At 67.0% G+C, this 17,123-nt stretch carries 18 protein-coding genes; 9 read left to right on the top strand and 9 right to left on the bottom strand.

Annotated features, from left to right (window positions below):
* Positions 1-26 precede the first annotated feature (26 nt).
* Entirely contained in the window at positions 27-2,591 is a 2,565-nt protein-coding gene (gene pepN / locus OHA25_RS25815; protein WP_327590078.1) for an aminopeptidase N, read from the bottom strand.
* A gap of 90 nt (positions 2,592-2,681) precedes the next feature.
* On the opposite strand from pepN, the gene OHA25_RS25820 reads away from it, so the two are divergent.
* Both OHA25_RS25820 and OHA25_RS25825 read left to right on the top strand, forming a co-directional pair.
* Entirely contained in the window at positions 2,682-3,302 is a 621-nt protein-coding gene (locus tag OHA25_RS25820) for a DsbA family protein (RefSeq protein WP_327590079.1), read from the top strand.
* 129 nt (positions 3,303-3,431) lie between these two features.
* Positions 3,432-4,835 (top strand): aldehyde dehydrogenase family protein, encoded by a 1,404-nt coding sequence (locus OHA25_RS25825; protein WP_327590080.1) that lies wholly within the window; start codon positions 3,432-3,434, stop codon positions 4,833-4,835.
* Here the strand turns inward: OHA25_RS25825 and OHA25_RS25830 are convergent.
* Positions 4,832-5,563 carry an SDR family oxidoreductase gene (locus OHA25_RS25830; RefSeq protein WP_327590081.1) on the bottom strand — a complete coding sequence of 244 codons (732 nt, stop codon included), beginning with the start codon at positions 5,561-5,563 and terminating at the stop codon, positions 4,832-4,834. The two genes, OHA25_RS25825 and OHA25_RS25830, sit on opposite strands and share 4 nt — an antisense overlap.
* 9 nt (positions 5,564-5,572) lie before the next feature.
* Positions 5,573-6,058 (bottom strand): peptide deformylase, encoded by a 486-nt coding sequence (gene def, locus OHA25_RS25835; RefSeq protein ID WP_305915159.1) that lies wholly within the window; start codon positions 6,056-6,058, stop codon positions 5,573-5,575.
* 90 nt (positions 6,059-6,148) lie between these two features.
* Here def and OHA25_RS25840 point away from each other — a divergent pair, with 90 nt between their 5' ends.
* Positions 6,149-6,616: a ribose-5-phosphate isomerase gene (locus tag OHA25_RS25840; RefSeq protein ID WP_327590082.1), complete on the top strand. Its 468-nt coding sequence runs from the start codon at positions 6,149-6,151 to the stop codon at positions 6,614-6,616.
* 10 nt (positions 6,617-6,626) lie between these two features.
* Here the strand turns inward: OHA25_RS25840 and OHA25_RS25845 are convergent, their stop codons facing one another.
* On the bottom strand, positions 6,627-6,776 hold the full coding sequence (locus OHA25_RS25845) for a hypothetical protein (RefSeq protein WP_305915157.1): 150 nt from the start codon (positions 6,774-6,776) through the stop codon (positions 6,627-6,629).
* Between the two features lie 14 nt (positions 6,777-6,790).
* A complete protein-coding gene (locus OHA25_RS25850; RefSeq protein ID WP_327590083.1) occupies positions 6,791-8,017 on the bottom strand; it encodes a GNAT family N-acetyltransferase in 1,227 nt (408 codons plus the stop codon).
* Between the two features lie 118 nt (positions 8,018-8,135).
* Between OHA25_RS25850 and OHA25_RS25855 the strand changes: the two genes are divergently transcribed.
* The 3 genes from OHA25_RS25855 (at position 8,136) to OHA25_RS25865 (ending at position 11,036) form a co-directional block, all read left to right on the top strand.
* Positions 8,136-9,251, top strand: a complete 1,116-nt coding sequence (locus tag OHA25_RS25855) for a PP2C family protein-serine/threonine phosphatase (RefSeq protein ID WP_327590084.1) — start codon at positions 8,136-8,138, stop codon at positions 9,249-9,251.
* A 116-nt stretch (positions 9,252-9,367) separates the two neighbouring features.
* Positions 9,368-10,672: a M50 family metallopeptidase gene (locus OHA25_RS25860; protein WP_327590085.1), complete on the top strand. Its 1,305-nt coding sequence runs from the start codon at positions 9,368-9,370 to the stop codon at positions 10,670-10,672.
* 7 nt (positions 10,673-10,679) lie between these two features.
* The gene (locus tag OHA25_RS25865; RefSeq protein WP_327590086.1) at positions 10,680-11,036 is read left to right on the top strand and encodes an MmcQ/YjbR family DNA-binding protein; all 357 of its coding nucleotides are present in this window, start codon (positions 10,680-10,682) and stop codon (positions 11,034-11,036) included.
* 527 nt (positions 11,037-11,563) lie between these two features.
* Here OHA25_RS25865 and OHA25_RS25870 read toward each other — a convergent pair.
* The 4 genes from OHA25_RS25870 to OHA25_RS25885 form a co-directional block, all read right to left on the bottom strand.
* A complete protein-coding gene (locus OHA25_RS25870) occupies positions 11,564-12,025 on the bottom strand; it encodes a GNAT family N-acetyltransferase (protein WP_327590087.1) in 462 nt (153 codons plus the stop codon).
* A gap of 557 nt (positions 12,026-12,582) precedes the next feature.
* A complete protein-coding gene (locus tag OHA25_RS25875) occupies positions 12,583-13,041 on the bottom strand; it encodes a deaminase (protein ID WP_327590088.1) in 459 nt (152 codons plus the stop codon).
* Entirely contained in the window at positions 13,038-13,697 is a 660-nt protein-coding gene (locus OHA25_RS25880; protein ID WP_327590089.1) for a RibD family protein, read from the bottom strand. The genes OHA25_RS25875 and OHA25_RS25880 overlap by 4 nt, the downstream gene beginning before the upstream one ends.
* 67 nt (positions 13,698-13,764) lie before the next feature.
* On the bottom strand, positions 13,765-15,192 hold the full coding sequence (locus OHA25_RS25885) for a helix-turn-helix domain-containing protein (RefSeq protein ID WP_327590090.1): 1,428 nt from the start codon (positions 15,190-15,192) through the stop codon (positions 13,765-13,767).
* Positions 15,193-15,328: 136 nt separating this feature from the next.
* Between OHA25_RS25885 and OHA25_RS25890 the strand changes: the two genes are divergently transcribed.
* The 3 genes from OHA25_RS25890 to OHA25_RS25900 all read left to right on the top strand — a co-directional run bounded on the left by OHA25_RS25890 (position 15,329) and on the right by OHA25_RS25900 (position 17,104).
* Positions 15,329-15,646 (top strand): hypothetical protein, encoded by a 318-nt coding sequence (locus OHA25_RS25890; protein WP_327580676.1) that lies wholly within the window; start codon positions 15,329-15,331, stop codon positions 15,644-15,646.
* 179 nt (positions 15,647-15,825) lie between these two features.
* Positions 15,826-16,041, top strand: a complete 216-nt coding sequence (locus OHA25_RS25895; RefSeq protein WP_327590091.1) for a hypothetical protein — start codon at positions 15,826-15,828, stop codon at positions 16,039-16,041.
* Between the two features lie 118 nt (positions 16,042-16,159).
* Entirely contained in the window at positions 16,160-17,104 is a 945-nt protein-coding gene (locus tag OHA25_RS25900; RefSeq protein ID WP_327580674.1) for a hypothetical protein, read from the top strand.
* Positions 17,105-17,123 lie beyond the last annotated feature (19 nt).

The following is a 17,123-nucleotide window of genomic DNA, read 5'->3' on the forward strand; positions in this document are numbered from 1 at the left end:
GCATGGCGGGGGCCTTCAGCTGAGGATCAGGCGGACGCGGCGTCCTTCTCGCGGTTGCGCAGCGCGCGGCGGACGCCGTCGGCGCCCTCCAGGATCATCCTGCGCAACGCCTGCGGCGGCTGCTCGTCGGCCAGGTAGTCTTCCGCGGCCTGCACGGTCGCCTGCTCGATGAGCAGCGAGGGGAAGCACCCCACCGCGAACGACGACGCCTGGTCGAACGTCCACTCCTTGTAGATCCGCCCGACCTCGGCGAAGTATTTCGCACGGAACGGCTCGAGCAACTCGGGGTGGTGCGGGTCCTGGAACCCGCCGATCGTGGTCCTGGCGATGGCGTTGGCCAGCTTGCCGCCCACGATCCGCTCCCACGCCGCGTTCTTGGCCTCGGCCGCCGGGATCGCGGCCCGGCACTGCGCGGCCGAGCGCTCACCCGTCGCCGTAGGGTCCCGCTCCAGCTCGGCCTCGATGTCGGGCTCACCCCGCCGCCCGCCGGTCACCAGCGCGTGCAGCAGCGTCCAGCGCAGATCGGCGTCCACGCTCAGTCCCTCGGGCACCTCCGTGCCGTCCAGGATGCTCTGCAGCAGGTCCAGGTCCTCCGCCGACGTGGCCACCGGCGCGAACGCCTGCAGGAACGCCAGCTGGCGGTCCGACCCCGGCCCCGCCGTGCCGATCAGCGAGCGCAGCTCACCGGCCAGCAGCGCCAGGCCCTCCGGCCGCCACGCCGGGTCCGCGTACTGCTGGGCGGCCATGCGCGCCTGCCGCAGGATCGTCTGCAGCACGGTGATGTCCGTGACCGTGCCCGCGCCCGAGACCACCAGCTTGACGTAGTCGCGCGTGGACATCTCGCCGTCGCGGGTCATGTCCCAGGCCGCCGACCAGCACAGCGCCCGCGGCAGCGACTCGGTGAACGTCACGATGCCGCCGTCCACCAGCGTCCGCAGCGAGTCGTCGTCGAGCCGGACCTTGGCGTAGGTCAGGTCGTCGTCGTTGAGCAGCACCAGGGCGGGCTGCTCCTCGCCGACCAGCTGAGTCACGTTCGTCCGCGCGCCGACCACGTCGAGCTCGACCCGCCTGGTCCGCGTCAGCTTGCCGTCCACCAGGGAGTAAAGGCCGATCGCGATGCGGTGCGAGCGCAGCGTCGGGTAGTCGGCCGGCGCCTCCTGCAGCACCTCGAACCGGGTGAACCGGCCGCCGGACACCTCGAACGAGGGCCGCAGCGTGTTGACCCAGGACGTCTCCAGCCACTCCTTCGACCAGGCGGACAGGTCCCGCCCCGAGGTGCGCTCCAGGGCGTCGAGCAGGTCCTTCAGCTCGGTGTTGCCCCAGGCGTGCTCGGCGAAGTAGTCGCGCACGCCGGCCAGGAAGTTGTCCAGCCCCACGTACGCGACCAGCTGCTTGAGCACCGAGGCGCCCTTGGCGTACGTGATGCCGTCGAAGTTGACCTCGACCGCCTGCATGTCCGGGATGTCCGCGGCGATCGGATGCGTGGACGGCAGCTGGTCCTGGCGGTAGGCCCAGGCCTTCTCCACGTTCGCGAACGTCGTCCACGCGCCCTTGCCCCACCGGGTGGCCTCGGCCTGGGCGAGCACGGACATGTACGTGGCGAACGACTCGTTCAGCCACAGGTCGTCCCACCAGCGCATGGTGACGAGGTCGCCGAACCACATGTGCGCCATCTCGTGCAGGATCGTCTCGGCGCGCCGCTCGACCACCGCGTCGGTGACCCGGGAGCGGAAGACGTAGTCCTCCAGGAACGTCACGCAGCCCGCGTTCTCCATGGCGCCAGCGTTGAACTCGGGCACGAAGAGCTGGTCGTACTTGCCGAACGGGTAACGCACGCCGAACACCCGGTGGAAGAAGTCGAAGCCCTGCCGGGTGATCTCGAAGAGGTTGCCGGCGTCGAGGTGCTCGGCCAGCGAGGCCCGGCAGTAGAGGCCGAGCGGAATGCCGTCGTGCTCCGAGGTGACCTTGTGGTAGGGCCCGGCCACCAGCGCCGTGATGTAGGTGGACATGACCGGCGTGACCGCGAACTCCCACCGCTTGGCGGCGTGCACAGTCCCGTGCTTGCCGGCCTGCTCCGGCAGGTCCACCACGTCGACGGCGGCGGCGTTGGAGATCACCTCCCAGTCGGCCGGGGCCAGCACGGTCAGCTGGAACGTGGCCTTGAGGTCGGGCTGGTCGAAGCACGCGTACATGCGGTGGGCGTCGGCCGTCTCGAACTGGCTGTGCAGGTAGACGCGCTGGTCGACGGGGTCGACGAAGCGGTGCAGGCCTTCGCCGGTGCGCATGTAGGCGCAGTCGGCGTCGATCCGCAGCTCGTTGGACTCGGCCAGCGAGGGGAGCGGGAAGCGGCCCTTCTCCGCGTCGTATGCGGTCACGTCGAGGTCCCGGCCGTTCAGCGTCACCTTGCGCACCTGCGCGCCGTGCAGGTCGATGAAGGTGGACGCGCCCGCGGTGGCGCTGCCGAAGCGGACCGTCGTGACGCTCTCGAAGCGCTCCTCCCCTTCCGTCAGGTCGAGTGCGACCTCGTACGACTCGACCTTCAGCAGCCGGGCGCGCTCGCGTGCCTCGTCCCGGGTCAGGTTGCCTGCCAAGTTGCGCTCCTTTTCACCACTTCGTCGGGGTTGTCCGTCATCCTGTCACGGTGGGAATAGGACCCGAACCCCTTCAGGTTATGGCCAGACATGGCTGAGAAGATTCCCGTGGACCTCTGGTTCGACCCCGCGTGTCCGTTCGCCTGGGTCACCTCGCGGTGGTTGCTCGAGGTCGAGCAGGTACGCCCCATCGAGCCCCGCTTCCGATTCATGTCACTGCACTTCCTCAACGAGGACAAAGACGTTCCGGAGGACTACAAGGCCCGGGCGGCCAAGGCCATGGGATCGATCAGGGTGGTGGCCGCGGCCGCGGCCAAGCACGGCGAGGAGTACGTCGGGCGCCTCTACACCGAGCTCGGCACCCGCCTGCACAACCAGGGAATGGGCAAGGAGCCGGAGCGCCTGCGCGAGATCAACGAGGCCGCGCTCGACGCCGTCGGCCTCGACAAGAACCTCGCCGACGCGATGGAGTCCGAAGAGTGGGACGAGACCATCCGCGCCTCGCACGACGAAGGCATCACGCTCGTCGGGCAGGAGGTCGGCACGCCGATCATCCGCGTGGGGGCCAACGCCTTCTTCGGGCCGGTCATCACCAAGATCGTCAGGGGCGAGGATGCCGGCAGGCTGTGGGACGGCGTGCTGGCGGTCACGGAGTTCGATGACTTCTTCGAGTTGAAGCGCACGCGTACCCGCAGACCGGTCTTTGACTGACAAATCCATTTTGTCCGCGCAATAGCCATACCCTGGCGGGGGAAAAGAAGCTGGTAGCGGTGTAGAAGACTTATCCCGGGCGGAGACCGGCCCTCGCGGCCGGTCCCCGGCACTGTCAGGATGGTGGCCATGCGTCAGCTGTATATCGGCGGCTCCTGGACCGCGTCGGCGTCCGGCGAGCCCATCGAGGTCGTGAACCCGGCCACGGAAGAGATCATCGACCGCGTGCCCGCAGGCTCCCCCGACGATGTGGAATCGGCCGCGAACGCCGCGCGACGTGCCTTCCCCGTCTGGTCGCAGACGGCCCCCGCCGAGCGCGGCAAGCTCCTCGCCGACGCGGCCGAGCTGCTGAAACAGCGTTCCGACGAGATCGCCAAGACCATCGCGACGGACATGGGCTCGCCGCTGGGCTTCGCCCTCAAGGTCCAGACGCTGATGCCCGCCGGTGTGCTGGCCTCCTATGCCGCGCTCGCCGAAGGCCACCCGCGGGAGTCCCGTGTCGGCAACTCGCTGGTCGTCAAGGAGCCGATCGGGGTGGTCGCGGCGATCACGCCGTGGAACTATCCGCTGCACCAGATCATCTGCAAGGTCGGTCCCGCGCTCGCCGCCGGGTGCACCGTCGTGCTCAAGCCGAGCGAGGTCGCGCCGCTGGCGGCGTACGCGCTGGCGGAGATCTTCGACGAGGTAGGCCTGCCCCCGGGCGTGTTCAACCTGCTCAGCGGGCGTGGCCCGGTCGTGGGCGAGGCCATGGCCGCCCATCCCGAGGTGGACATGGTCTCCTTCACCGGCTCGACGGCCGCAGGACGCCGCGTCGCCTCGCTGGCCGCCGAGTCGGTCAAGCGGGTCGCGCTCGAGCTCGGCGGCAAGTCCGCCAACGTCATCCTGCCCGACGCCGACCTGGAGACGGCCGTCAAGGTCGGCGTGGCCAACTGCTTCGTCAACGCGGGCCAGACCTGCTCGGCGTGGACCCGCATGCTCGTCCACCGCGACCAATATGACACCGCCGTCCGCCTGTCCGTCGAGGCCGCGGGCAAATACACCGTCGGCGACCCGTTCGACGAGTCCACCAGGATCGGCCCGCTGGTCTCCCAGGTGCAGCGCGACCGCGTGATCCGCTACATCAACCGCGGCCAGGAGGAGGGCGCCCGGCTGGTGGCCGGGGGGACCGAGCGGCCGCACGAGCGCGGCTACTACGTCGAGCCCACCGTGTTCGCGAGCGTGGAGCCCGGCATGACGATCGAGCAGGAGGAGATCTTCGGCCCGGTGCTGTCGCTGATCCCCTACAGGAACGAGGACGAGGCCGTCAAGATCGCCAACGACACCAAATACGGCCTGGCCGGCGCGGTCTGGTCGGGCGCCGAGGACCACGCGGTCGCGGTCGCCCGCCGGCTGCGCACCGGCCAGGTCGCCATCAACGGCGGCAAGTTCAACCCGCTGGCCCCCTTCGGCGGCTACAAGCAGTCCGGCGTGGGGCGGGAGCTCGGCGAGCACGGCCTGGAGGAATACCTGGAGATCAAGTCGCTCCAGCTCTAGACGATCAACCCGCCGCTGGCGAGGAGATTGTGGCCGGTCACCCACCGCCCGTCGGGACCGGCTAGAAACGCGACCACCGCCGCGATGTCCTCGGGCCGCCCGAGCCGCTGCAGCGCCGTGAAGGCCTGGGTCTGCTCCAGCGCTTCCGGCGGATTGGCGTTCCGCAGCATGTCGGTGTCGGTGGCGCCGGACGAGACGACGTTGACGGTGATCCCGCGCCCACCCAGCTCCCGCGCCGCCACCTTGGCGAACTGCTCGATCGCGCCCTTGCTGCCGCAGTAGAGCGCCAGCGCGGGCGCGGGCACCTGGGTGTTGAGCGTGGAGATGTTGACGATGCGCCCGCCGTCGCGCATCGTCCGCGCCGCCCACTGCATGGCCAGGAACACCGCGCGCGTGTTCACCGCGAACGCCCGCTCGTAGTCCTCGTCCGTGACCTCCGCCATGGGCTTCTGCCCAGCGGTGGTGGCGGCGTTGTTGATGAGGATGTCCAGCCCCGGCAGCCGGGCCTCCGCCTCGGCGAACAGCCGCTGCAGGTCGTCCTTGCCGCCGAGATCCGCCCGTACGGCCTGCGCGCCGGTCTCCTTGGCGACCTGCCGCGCCGCTTCCTCCGAGTGCTCGTAACAGAAGACGACCTCGGCGCCGTCCTCCCGCAGCCGCTCCACGATCGCCTTGCCGATGCCCCGGGAGCCTCCTGTGACCAATGCGCCCTTTCCAGAAAGTACGCTCATGGCCCCAACCTACGCGTTGAGGACGATCTTGCGTGCTTCGTTCTTCGGGAGGCGGTCGACGTACAGCTTGCCGTCGAGGTGCTCGGTCTCGTGCTGGAAACAGCGCGCCAGCGAGCCGCGGGCCTTGATCCGCACCGGCCGCTGCAGCCGGTCGAGCCCTTCGACGGTCACGCCCACGGCGCGCGCCACCGGGGCGTAGATCGGCAGGCGCGTCCGGCGGTCGGGCACCGACAGGCAGCCCTCCTCGTCGACGATCTCCTCGGGGTCGTCGACCGTCAGCGTCGGGTTGATCACATGGCCCTTGCGCTTGTTGATGTCGTAGACGAACAGCCGCCGCGACACGCCGATCTGCGGGCCGGCCAGACCCACGCCGTTGACCGCGTACATCGCCTGGAACATCTCCTCGATCAGGCGGCGCAGCTCGCGGTCGAAATCCGTGACCGGCTCGGCGGGCGTGCGCAGGACGGGATCGCCGATGACGCGGATCTCTCGCATGGGTTCCTGCCTTCGTAAGGACTGGACAACCAATCAGATCCTTACTCTAGCCCGCGAACCCAAGCGCCGGGGCTGTGGAAGACTGGTCGGGTGCGTGTCTACATCGGTGCCGACCATGCCGGCTATGAGCTCAAGAACCACCTGGTGTCCTGGCTGAAGGATCACGGGCACGAGGTGACCGACTGCGGTCCCTTCGTCTACGACGCCGAGGACGACTATCCCGCCTTCGTGCTGCGTGCCGCCGAGGGCGTCGCCGGCGACCCCGCCAGCCTCGGGGTCGTGATCGGCGGCTCGGGCAACGGCGAGCAGATCGCCGCCAACAAAGTGCGCGGCATTCGCGCGGCCCTGGCCTGGAGTGAGGAGACGGCCGGCCTGGCCCGCGAGCACAACAACGCCAATGTGGTCAGCATCGGTGCGCGCATGCATTCCATCGAGGACGCCACCAGGTTCGTCGAGGTCTTCCTGACCACGACGTTCTCCGGCAGCGAGCGGCACAGCAGGCGGATCGCCCAGCTGGCCACCTACGAGACGATCGGCCAGCTGCCCTCGCTGCCGTGACCATCCGATCTCATCGGCTCTTGCCCTTGGTCTCGCGCCTGGGCATCTCATCGCGCAGGGGCCGCCGATCGGCGGCCTCCTGCTGTTCCTTCGACGGTCTCGACACGTCACGCGCCCGCATGGCGATGGTCGCGGTGATCTGCAAGCTTTGCAGCGCCATCGTTTGACCCTACGTCAAAAGACCCGGCCGGCCCACGGTTTGGGACTCCAGGACATGGCCGTGGCCAGCGACCGCACCGCGCCCTGCCGGTGCTCGCGCAGCAGCCCCGCCTCCAGCTGCTGGACGAGCTGCCCGTCGCCCATGTAGGCCGACCCGAGCGCGGCCACCGGCACGGTCAGGTCGGGCTCGTCGTCGACCGGCTTGCAGGCGGCGCCCGTCGTGTCCGCGGTCAGCCGCCAGCGGCCCGCGTTCCACGGGCACACCTCGTCCTCCACCTCGATCACCAGGTCCACCGGCGCGACATAGGCGCGGCCGGCCAGCGCTCGGTCCACCTCGACCACGCGTACCCATAGCTCGTCGCTCCAGCCGGCGCGCAGCTGCCGCTGGTCGGCCAGCAAGGAGATCAGCGGGTCGTCCACCGGCCTGACCGCCCGCACCGTCGTGATGAGGTCGCGATCCAGGACACTGCGCCACAGCAGGGCGTAGGCCGCCGGGTCCGCCGCCTCGAGCTCATGCAGCTGCAGCTCCCCGGTAGGCAGGTCGTGGTCGTCCCAGGAGCCCTTGACCCTGAACACCGCGTAGCCGCGCACGCCCCGATCGTCCTCGGCCAGCACCGCGCGCAGCGGGCCCGACCCCCGCTGGTCGAACTCCTCATCCGCCAGCGTGCTGTCCCAGAAGGCCGCGTTGCGCTCGTAGCGCCCCGGCCGGGCGGTCACCACGGACGCGTACACCTTCTCGAGCTCGGCGCGCACGGCGGCGGGCTTGGCCACCCTGATCCGCAGCGACGGGTCGACCGGCGCGTTCTTGACGAACGCCGAGGCGCGCTTGCTGATGCGGAATGTCAGCATGCTGGCGGCCCTGCCGTACCCGAACCTGCTGTAGATCACCGACTCGGAGGCGTAGAGCGCGGCGACCGGCTCACCGCGCTCGCGGATGTCGGCCAGCTGCCTGCGCATCATCGAGGACAGCACCCCGCGGCGGCGGTGCGAGGGCAGCACGCTGACGGCGGTCACGCCGCCGACGGGCAACTGCCCGCCGGGCACCGTCATGGTGAAGCTGAGAACCGCGGTGACCCCGACCATGAGATCACCGTCGAAGACGGCGAGCGTGCGGTCGAACTCCGTCTCGGCCTTCCACCGCTCGGCCTGCTGCGGCTTCGGGGTCCAGTTGAACGCCTCTTCGAGAACCTGGGTGAACACCGGCCACTCGGTCTCATCGATGGGACGGATCGGATACGTCATCAGTCCACCGTAGGAGCGCGCAAAGGGGGAAGGCCACTGAATATCCGTCCTTAATGATCAAGGTGTTGGTCAAGTGGGCTGCCCAAACACGGGCCAGACCGATACAGTCAGGCGCATCATGAGTTCCCGTCCGGCGCCGCTGATCCCGCCACGGGTCCGTGCGGTCCTCGTACGGGTGCCCTTCCTCGTGCCCATTGTCCGATTCGTTCGCAGAGGCCCGCTGGCCCGCGATCGCAACCTGCTCATCGCCCTGTCCACGCTCGCGATCGTCATCGGTGCGCTGGCCGCGAGGGTCTCGACCGAGTGGTTCTCGCCTTCGCTGCTCATCCTCGTCACCCTGCTCGGCGGGCTCCAGCTGCGGCTGCGCAGCCTGATCAAGCTGCTCGTGGCCGTGGGCGTCGCGCTCGGGTTCATCGCGATCACGCTCGGTGTGGCCAGGATCGGGCTGGGGCTCACCGTGACGATCGCCTTCACCACCGTGCTCGCCCTGCTCATGGCCCGCACCAGGGGCAAGCTGGGCGTGCAGGGGCTGCGTGGCGACGCGATGCTGCTGGAGCTGCGCGACCGGCTCAAGAGCCAGGGTGAGCTGCCTCCGCTACCCAAGGACTGGGGCGCCAAGGTGGTGCTCAAGCAGGCCGGCGGGTCCTCCTTCGGCGGGGACTTCCTGGTCTCCATGCGTGATGGGAACACCGTGGAGATCGCCCTCGTGGACGTGTCCGGCAAGGGCGTGGACGCGGGCACCAGAGCGCTGCTGCTGTCAGGCACGTTCGGCGGCCTGCTTGGCTCGGTCGACGACTTCCTGCCTGCCTGCAATACGTACCTGCACCGCCAGCGGGGCGACGAGGGCTTCGTGACCGCCGTGCACCTGCGCCTCGACCTGGCCACGGGCGACTACACGATCACATCGGCCGGGCATCCGCCGGTGGTGAAGTTCGACGCGGGCACGGGCAACTGGCAGGTCGCCTCGGCCAAGGGCGTGGTCCTCGGCGTGGTGCCCGACCTGCACTGCGAGCCCGACAGCGGCACCCTGCGCAAGGGCGACGCGCTGCTGTTGTTCACCGACGGGCTGATCGAGCAGCCCGGCCGCGACATCGACGCCGGGCTGGACCGGCTGCTCGGCGAGGCGGAGCGGCTGCTGCCGTCCGGCTTCCGCGACGGCGCCAGGGCCCTGGTCAACGCCATGGCCTCCGGCCACAACGACGACTGCGCCCTCGTGCTGATCTGGCGCCCGTAGCAGTCTGCCCGGCGCCGCCGAGCCATGCCTGGCTTCACCGGCGCCACGTCGGGCGGGGGGAGTTCGACTACCCTGGGGCTGTCGGGACCGTCCGCCTTGCCCTGGAGCGCGCATAGATGAACTGGCTCTATTTGGTGGGGATCATCATCTTCCTGCTCGGGTTGATGCTCTCCATCGCCTTGCACGAGGTCGGCCATCTCGTGCCCGCCAAGCTCTTCGGCGTCAAGGTGACCCAATACATGGTCGGCTTCGGCTCGACCGCGTGGTCCCGGCGTAAGGGCGAGACCGAATACGGCATCAAGTGGATCCCGTTCGGCGGCTACATCCGCATGATCGGCATGCTGCCGCCGCGTCCCGGCGACGACCCGGCGAAGGTCAGGAGCACCTCGACGGGCCCGTTCCAGGCCCTCATCGAGTCGGCCCGCGACGCCGCCCAGGAGGAGGTCCAGCCCGGCGACGACGACCGCGTCTTCTACCGCAAGAAGTGGTGGCAGAAGGTCATCATCATGTCCGGCGGGCCGCTGATGAACTTCGTGCTCGCGTTCGTCTTCTTCAGCATCCTGCTGGTCGGCATCGGCCTGCCGAGCTGGGCCCCGGTCGTGTCCCCCAAAACCCACACCTGCGTGATCCCGGTCTCGGAGCAGCGCACCACGTGCAAGCCCGACGACCAGCTGACCCCCGCGGCCCAGGCCAAGATGAAGCCCGGCGACCGCATGGTCTCCTTCGACGGCCAGAAGATCAACACCTGGGAAGACGCGACCCGCCTCATCCGCGGCCACGGGCCCGGCCCGGTCCAGCTCGGCATCGTCCGCGACGGCAAGGCGATGACGCTCAACGTCACCCTCATCGCCCAGGACCGCCCCAACCTCCAGGACCCCCAGAAGATCGACAAGAACGTCGGCTTCCTCGGCGTCCTGCCGACGGAGGTCATGGAGCGCCAGAGCATGGGCGAGGTCGTCGGCTACATGGGCGCGCTGACGGCCCGCGTGGCGGGCTCGCTGCTCAACCTGCCGGAGAAGATGGTCGGCGTCTGGCACGCGGCCTTCTCGGGCGAGGAACGCGACCCTGAGGGCCCGGTCGGCGTCGTGGGCGCGGGCCGGATGGGCGGTGAGATCCTCGCCTCCGACCTGTCCAACGAGAAGAAGATCGCCATCTTCGTCAACCTGCTGGCCGGCTTCAACCTGGCGATCGGCATGTTCAACCTCATCCCGCTGCTGCCGCTCGACGGCGGCCACATCGCCGGGGGCCTGTGGGAGGGCATCAAGCGGGCGTACGCCAAGATCATGCGCCGTCCCGAGCCGAAGTACGTGGACATCGCGAAGGTGCTGCCGCTGACGTACGCGATCGCCATCGTCATGATGATCATGGCGGGCCTGCTGGTCTACGCCGACCTCGTCAACCCCCTCACGCTGACGGGCTGACGCTGCCGTGGAGGCCGCGCTGGACCGGCTGCGCGCGCTCTGCCTGGCCCTGCCGGAGGTCACCGAACGGCTGAGTCACGGAGAGCCGACCTGGTTCGTCCGGGACAAGAAGACGTTCGTGATGTTCGCCGACCACCACCACGACGACCGCCTGGCGTTCTGGTGCGCGGCCCCGGCCGGGGCGCAGCAGGAACTGGTGGCCGAGGCCCCCGAGCGCTTCTTCCGGCCGCCGTATGTGGGGCATCGTGGGTGGCTGGGCGTCTATCTGGATGTGCCGGAGGTGGACTGGGCGGAGGTGGCCGAGATCGTCGCCGACGCCTATCGCCAGATCGCCCCGAAGTCGCTCATCGCCCGCATGCCCTGAGATGTGCGCTTTCATGCGCCGCGCTGCAGCCGGCCTTCCGTCCTCCGCCGGCCTCTCGGCTGTGTGGGACGGACGCACAAGGGCCGCCTCCGGATCGGATGCGGCCCTTGAGCTGGTCGGGGCGACAGGATTTGAACCTGCGACTTCTTGCTCCCAAAGCAGTGCCAGCGATCAAGAGCCCTGACGATTTGGCTGGTCAGGTTGCATGTGATGTGCACCGGTGTGCATGATCGAGCGGTGGCATGCTCCCCCGATGTCACTCATTTTGTCACTCGCTCCGTGACTGGACTTGAACCAGGATTGCGCGGTGTCGATCAGTACGCGGGAAATCGGGCAGGCGGTCAGGCCAGTCAGGCGAGTTCTGATTCGTTCGTTCGGGATGCCAGCCAATCGCGGGTGGTGAGGCGCAACGCACGGTGATCAGTTCTCTGGACTCGATGCCCCGGTCGCTGATCGATTCGAGCGGTCGATGGGTAGTTCCGCTGGCTGTGGTCGGCCCCGTCAAGGTTGCCCCTCCTGGTTGCCTCTCAGTGCTGGGTGGAGGTCTGATTCGCGTCACGCCGGTAGGTGTAGAGGATGAGCCCCTTGTGGAACTTGCCCACCTTGTCGTACAGCGCGCGAGCCGGGGCGTCTTCCAGCGTGTTCCAGTAGAGGCCTGGGAAGCCGCGCTCCTTGGCGTCCCGCGCCACCCACTCGATCATTGCCGTCGCGATACCCCGCCGCCGGACTTCCGCGTCCACGAACAAGTCCGCCAGATAGCATCTCCCGGAGTACCAAACACTGGCGTGGAGCAGGTAGTGCGCGATGCCGACCATTTTGCCGTCCAGTCGGGCGGCGATCCCGCGTATCTGCTCGTCGTCGAGAAGGCGTCGCCAGGTCGGTTCGTAGTCGTCGTCGCTGCGTTCGACCTCGAAGTATGTGTCTTTACCACGGGCCAGCACTTCCCAGCAGGCGCGGTCGGATTCGGACAGCAAGTTGATCTCCAACATGGCGCCCATCCTGCCGTACGGTCAGGTCTGCGTCGCGCGTATCTGGAAGCCGGTAGCGCATATCAATAAATGTCACCAGAGCTTGCCTGCCCGTCTGCCGTCGTCCCACCCGCCAGGGATAGCGGGCCAGCCGCGGGGCTGCCCCAACCGCGCGCCCGATGCCAGAGTCGTGATGGAGCATGGGCGGCCCCGCGGCTGGTCTGCTAGGGCTCGTCCTGGGGCGACGGCAGGCGGGCAGGCTTCCACCGCAACCACTCCACCGCCGCACGCCGCGATCTTGGCCAGCCCGGAGCCGGAGCGCCCCCGCCGGAGGCATGCCGTAACCCCGGCCCCGTGACTGGCTCAGCTTGCGCTTAGCGAGCTCGACCCCGTGAGCAGAGCACCGCGCCTCAAGCGGCCCTGCCTTCGTTCGCGCCAGCCGACCGGCGTTCGTGCGGGCCGGTCACAGAGCCCAAGCGGCGTGAGCCGGCCCGCGCCGAGTCGGCGGCGCGTGCGGCCCGGTCAGGGCCGCTTTAAGTATGTAGAGAAAGTTCTCACAGGTCACATTCGCATATTCGTTACCGGCTCATTGGCATGCCGACGGCGGCGGCCAAGTCAGTCAGTTCGGGCAGTTCGACGACCTCGACTCCCCGCTCTCGAAGCAATTCGACGCCTTGGCAGTCAGCTACGAATAGGGAGGGCTCTCGCCATGCGATCACGACCCGAGGAATACCGGCTGCCAGGATGAGATCTGTACAGGTTGTTGGACGCGATTTCCGGAATGAGCAGGGTTCCAGAGTGCTGTAGATGGTTGCCTCACGGAGGGAGGCATGTCCGACTCTCGATAGAGCTGATTCTTCAGCATGGACATGCAGGTCGATGTCTCTTGAGTACCCGCTGGCAATCTCGTTCCCGTCTTTGCCCACGATGATCGCGCCAACGGAGAAGGCTGTTGATGATGGTGGGCACTTCTTGGCTAGCTCGATCGCCTTCATGAGCCACCGGTGATCGATGTCAGTCACTTCTGCTGGGTTCATGAAGTGCTGTCTCCGGAGGACTGTTTGGGCAGATAGCGGATCAAGACAACATCGCCGACAGTCTGGACGTCAGCGATTTTCATCCGATGGGCAGTCCCGCCTGGGAACATGCCATTACTGACGAATCGGGGAGCCTTCGAGTCGCCAACGAAGATGGGCGCGATTGCGAGGTGAATCTCATCAGCCAGGCCCTGGGTGAGGAACTGCGTATGGATGGTGCTGCCGCCCTCGACCATGAGGCGGTGCACATCACGCGATCCCAGATCGTCAAGCATCGTTGGCAGGTCCAGATTAGGCCCGGTTCCCACTACATCGGCGAGATCGTTCAAGCTCTTCCGGACCTTCGACACGGTCGAATCGGGACAGTAGACAACTTTGTCGCCGCCGTGGTGCCAGAACCGGAGGTCGGGATCCAGATCCCCGCTGTTGGTAACGGTGACCTTGAGAGGGTAGGCCGGAAGTCCCCGCGCTACTCGCTGAGTACGCCGTTCTTCGGAGTTGACCAGCAGACGTGGGTTGTCTTTCCGCATGGTGGTCGCGCCGATGAGAATCGCGTCGCTCTCGGCGCGAACCTGATCGACTCGGTCGAAGTCCGCCGCGTTGGACAACAAGAGCCGCTCGGGTGTCGTGTCGTCGATGTAGCCATCGACTGACATGGCACAGCTCAGGAGTACGTACGGGCGTTGCTGCATTATCTGAAGATCCTCTGCTCGATGGGCAAGCTCATGTTTGGTGGGCAATGAGTCCGTCGAAGGCTTCCCGGAACTCAGCGATGGCGGGTACTGAGTGCCATCGCTCCAATTGTCCATCGAGTTTGGTTAGCTCCGTGATGATCCGCGCTGACCCGGTCGCCTGACCGATGCCGAGCGCCTGTAGGCCGGTGGAAGCCGCTTGTTCAGGCTCGTGGGCACCGACGTACGCGAGTGATTCGCGGGCGAGGTAGACACCCCGATCACGGTGGTACATGGCCGGAAGGTTCTCGATCGCTGTGCGGAACCCCTCTGCCGCCTCGGTGTACTGGCCGACCGTGTAGAGGCTTCGCGCGCGGTGGATCTCGATGTAGGCGTCATCCATCCATGAGCCCCAGGAGAACGCTGGATCCATGTCCTGGTTGCTGATGAGATCGTGTGCGAGATCAAGCATCTGGTGGGCGTTCCGATTGTCGCCTATCAGCGCGTAGCCGTAAGCACCGTTAGTGGCGGCGATGGCACCGAGCCGAGTGTCAGGACGAGCTTGTCGGGCAGCTGCGGTTGCAAGGTCGATCGCAGTGACCCCGTCGCGCATGTCGCCGGCGAGCTGGCTCTTACGAGCGAGGATGAACGTCGTGAGGTCAGGTACCCCTGCGGCGTACGACCATTCCAAGGCTCTGTCGGTCCAGAACTGTGCAGAGCGGAAGTCCCCGGTGTCCTGATAGAGCCATCCGCATAGCTCGGCGTACTGCGTCTGGATGTACAGCAGTTCGCTGGCGTCGGAACCCCTGTAGCTGAGTCTCAGTTGGCGGATGGCGTCGATCTGACTTTCGACGGTGGGGATGGCCCGGAGCGGCCCCAAGAGGTTGTCGTTGTCGATGAGGACGCGGCGCAGCTGGCGGAAATGCTCGGCAGGTTTGAGATCGGGAGCCGAGATGGCCTGAGGTGAGCCGAGAGCTCTTGATTGAGCGGAAGCCGATGGGCTGGCGGATACTGCCGCCATAGTGCCCAAGCCCAGGCCGCTGAGGAACGTACGGCGAGGCAGAGTCACGAAGATGATCCCTCCGTCTTGTGTACGGCAGGGGATGGTGACCCCCGCCTCATCTGACTCTGCGGGGAGCTCGGACGTTGGGGCCACAATCTGGCGCATGTTGGCCACATGGTCAGGGTGATTGGCCACATGGTTGGAGTGACGAATGCCATTCGGGTTGGAGTCGATGAGTTCCCACAATCGGAGAAGAGCTCCGCTGGTGTTGAGTTCTCGGTCCGCTGCCTCAGCGAGTTCGCGTGGTGGTTTTCGTTCTCCACGTTCAATTCGAGCCAAGTAGCTGGGGTTATAGCGGATCAATTCACCCATCTTGGCGAGAGAGAGTTCTCGACGATCACGCCATGCTCGCAGCTCAGAGCCCCACAGGTGCAAGGGAGAACGATCAGGTGTCAGTTCTCTTCTCGGCTGCCCCATGTTGCCTCCGTGAGGTCAATGTGGTCATCCGCCTGGGCCACTTAGAAAGTATCGCCGAATTCATCGGGACGCGCCAACCTCGAAACATGGGAATTCGCACCACAGGGGTGCGGCCCTCGATCCGGAGGTGAGCTCTGTGAAGCTCTTCATCGACGTCACCGGCAAGTCGTTCATGGTGACGAAGGAAGCGGTCGAGAAGTCCGACCAGAACGGGCGTCAGAAGTCCGAGCGGGAGACCGGCCGACCGATGTGGGTCACGCAGGTCATGGCGCTGGACGAGACGGGCGGCGAGATGATCAACGTCACTACGGCCGGTGAAAGGCCCACGGTGACCGTTGGTTCTCAGGTCGCCCTGTTCAAGCTGGAGGCACTGCCTTGGGCGACCAACGGTCGCAACGGCGTGGCCTTCCGCGCGGCTGACATCAAGCTCGCTGGTGCTTCGGCTACCAAGTAGACCGCGTTCCTGATCTTCGTCAGCCGAATCGTCGAAGATCGCACAAAAGAGATCACCTGGAGATTCGTTGCCACATCTCCAGGCAACCAACCGGAGATTCGGGATCGGCGCTGATGCTCACATCCAGGCCGGTCCCGGCCTCGGAGCAGCAGTCAGCGCCCGTTTGAAACGGAGACTGCATGAACGCCAACACGCAAACCACCACGCGGTACATGTACCTCATGACCGTGGTTATCAGCGGTCGCCACATCACCGCCACCGGCACCCTCGACGTGCAACCGGGAACCAGCCGTTTGGCTGTCTTGACCCACATCGTCGAAAACAACATCAAGCGAGAGCTCGGTGCACAGGAGTTCAGCATTCTGTACTTCAGCCTCGAACGTGACGCCCTGTAGGCGTTATTCGCCCCTCGCGTCAGGACTCACGGATTCCTGAACGCATGAGCGGGACCGTGCCTGTTGCCACACGCCACGGTCCCGCCTCAACCCCCCCACCCTCGACAGGAGGAGAGCCATGTCCAAGGGTACCTTTGGCACGCGCCACAACAACAGAGGCGGCATCGGCCGTCGCGGTAACTCCGTCACGGTGATCCAACAGAACGTGCAGTACAGCTACCTGCGCACCGCAAAGATCACCTTCTACGTGGTGATGGCCATCGTCGGCCCCTTCACCGCCGTCATCGCCACCCAACACCTGCACCCGCTCGCCGCCGTGCCCCTCGGCCTGATAGCCGGCACCATCATCGGCGGCATCACCGCCTGCATCATCGCCATCTGGCCCGTCCTGCGCGCCATCTGGTGGTGGCTGCCGGAAATCACCCTCGCCATGCTGCTGATCGGCGGCTGGGTGTACCTCCAAGACCAGATCAACCCAATCATCACAGGCGTCATCTACGCCAGCACCATCGCCTCCATCGGCCTCGTCCCGGCCGTGCGCCGCTACACGCTGGCGCTGCTGTGGTGCCTCATCGTCCGGCACCGCCTGCGCACCTGCTTCAACTCCTTCCTGCCCGCCGACCGGCACGGCCACCTGCCCTTCATCGGCCTGGCCAAGCCCATCCCGGTCGGAGAACGCGTCTGGGTCTGGCTGCGTCCCGGCCTGTCCCTGGAGCAGATCGAAAACCAGCTCGACAGAATCGCCGTCGCCTGCTGGGCCGCCTCGGTCACCGTGACCAAGGCCCACACCTCCAACTCCGCCGCCATCTACCTGGACATCAAACGCCGCGATGTCCTCGGCGGCCTGGTCGGCTCCCCCCTCACCGAGGACCTGCCGACCGACGTTCCGGCCCTACCCCGGCCGGTCCCAACTGTTCCGGCTCAGCTCGATCTCGCTGACGTGCCGGAAACCGACGACACCGACACCACCGAGCGTCCGGCCAGGAAGAACGGCCGACCCCCGGCCGTCACCGGCATCCCCGCCAAGACGGCTACGGAAAACCCTGACCTCGACTGGATCTGACGCGTCGTCCGCTACCGGG

Source organism: Nonomuraea sp. NBC_00507, from assembly GCF_036013525.1.
GTDB lineage: Bacteria > Actinomycetota > Actinomycetes > Streptosporangiales > Streptosporangiaceae > Nonomuraea.

Coding starts and splice junctions, on each gene's coding strand:
- OHA25_RS25820 (WP_327590079.1), top strand. CDS start 2,682: ATGGCTGAGAAGATTCCCGTGGACCTCTGGTTCGACCCCGCGTGTCCG.
- OHA25_RS25825 (WP_327590080.1), top strand. CDS start 3,432: ATGCGTCAGCTGTATATCGGCGGCTCCTGGACCGCGTCGGCGTCCGGC.
- OHA25_RS25830 (WP_327590081.1), bottom strand. CDS start 5,563: ATGAGCGTACTTTCTGGAAAGGGCGCATTGGTCACAGGAGGCTCCCGG.
- def (WP_305915159.1), bottom strand. CDS start 6,058: ATGCGAGAGATCCGCGTCATCGGCGATCCCGTCCTGCGCACGCCCGCC.
- OHA25_RS25845 (WP_305915157.1), bottom strand. CDS start 6,776: ATGGCGCTGCAAAGCTTGCAGATCACCGCGACCATCGCCATGCGGGCG.
- OHA25_RS25850 (WP_327590083.1), bottom strand. CDS start 8,017: ATGACGTATCCGATCCGTCCCATCGATGAGACCGAGTGGCCGGTGTTC.
- OHA25_RS25855 (WP_327590084.1), top strand. CDS start 8,136: ATGAGTTCCCGTCCGGCGCCGCTGATCCCGCCACGGGTCCGTGCGGTC.
- OHA25_RS25860 (WP_327590085.1), top strand. CDS start 9,368: ATGAACTGGCTCTATTTGGTGGGGATCATCATCTTCCTGCTCGGGTTG.
- OHA25_RS25870 (WP_327590087.1), bottom strand. CDS start 12,025: ATGTTGGAGATCAACTTGCTGTCCGAATCCGACCGCGCCTGCTGGGAA.
- OHA25_RS25875 (WP_327590088.1), bottom strand. CDS start 13,041: ATGAACCCAGCAGAAGTGACTGACATCGATCACCGGTGGCTCATGAAG.
- OHA25_RS25880 (WP_327590089.1), bottom strand. CDS start 13,697: ATGTCAGTCGATGGCTACATCGACGACACGACACCCGAGCGGCTCTTG.
- OHA25_RS25885 (WP_327590090.1), bottom strand. CDS start 15,192: ATGGGGCAGCCGAGAAGAGAACTGACACCTGATCGTTCTCCCTTGCAC.
- OHA25_RS25895 (WP_327590091.1), top strand. CDS start 15,826: ATGAACGCCAACACGCAAACCACCACGCGGTACATGTACCTCATGACC.
- OHA25_RS25900 (WP_327580674.1), top strand. CDS start 16,160: ATGTCCAAGGGTACCTTTGGCACGCGCCACAACAACAGAGGCGGCATC.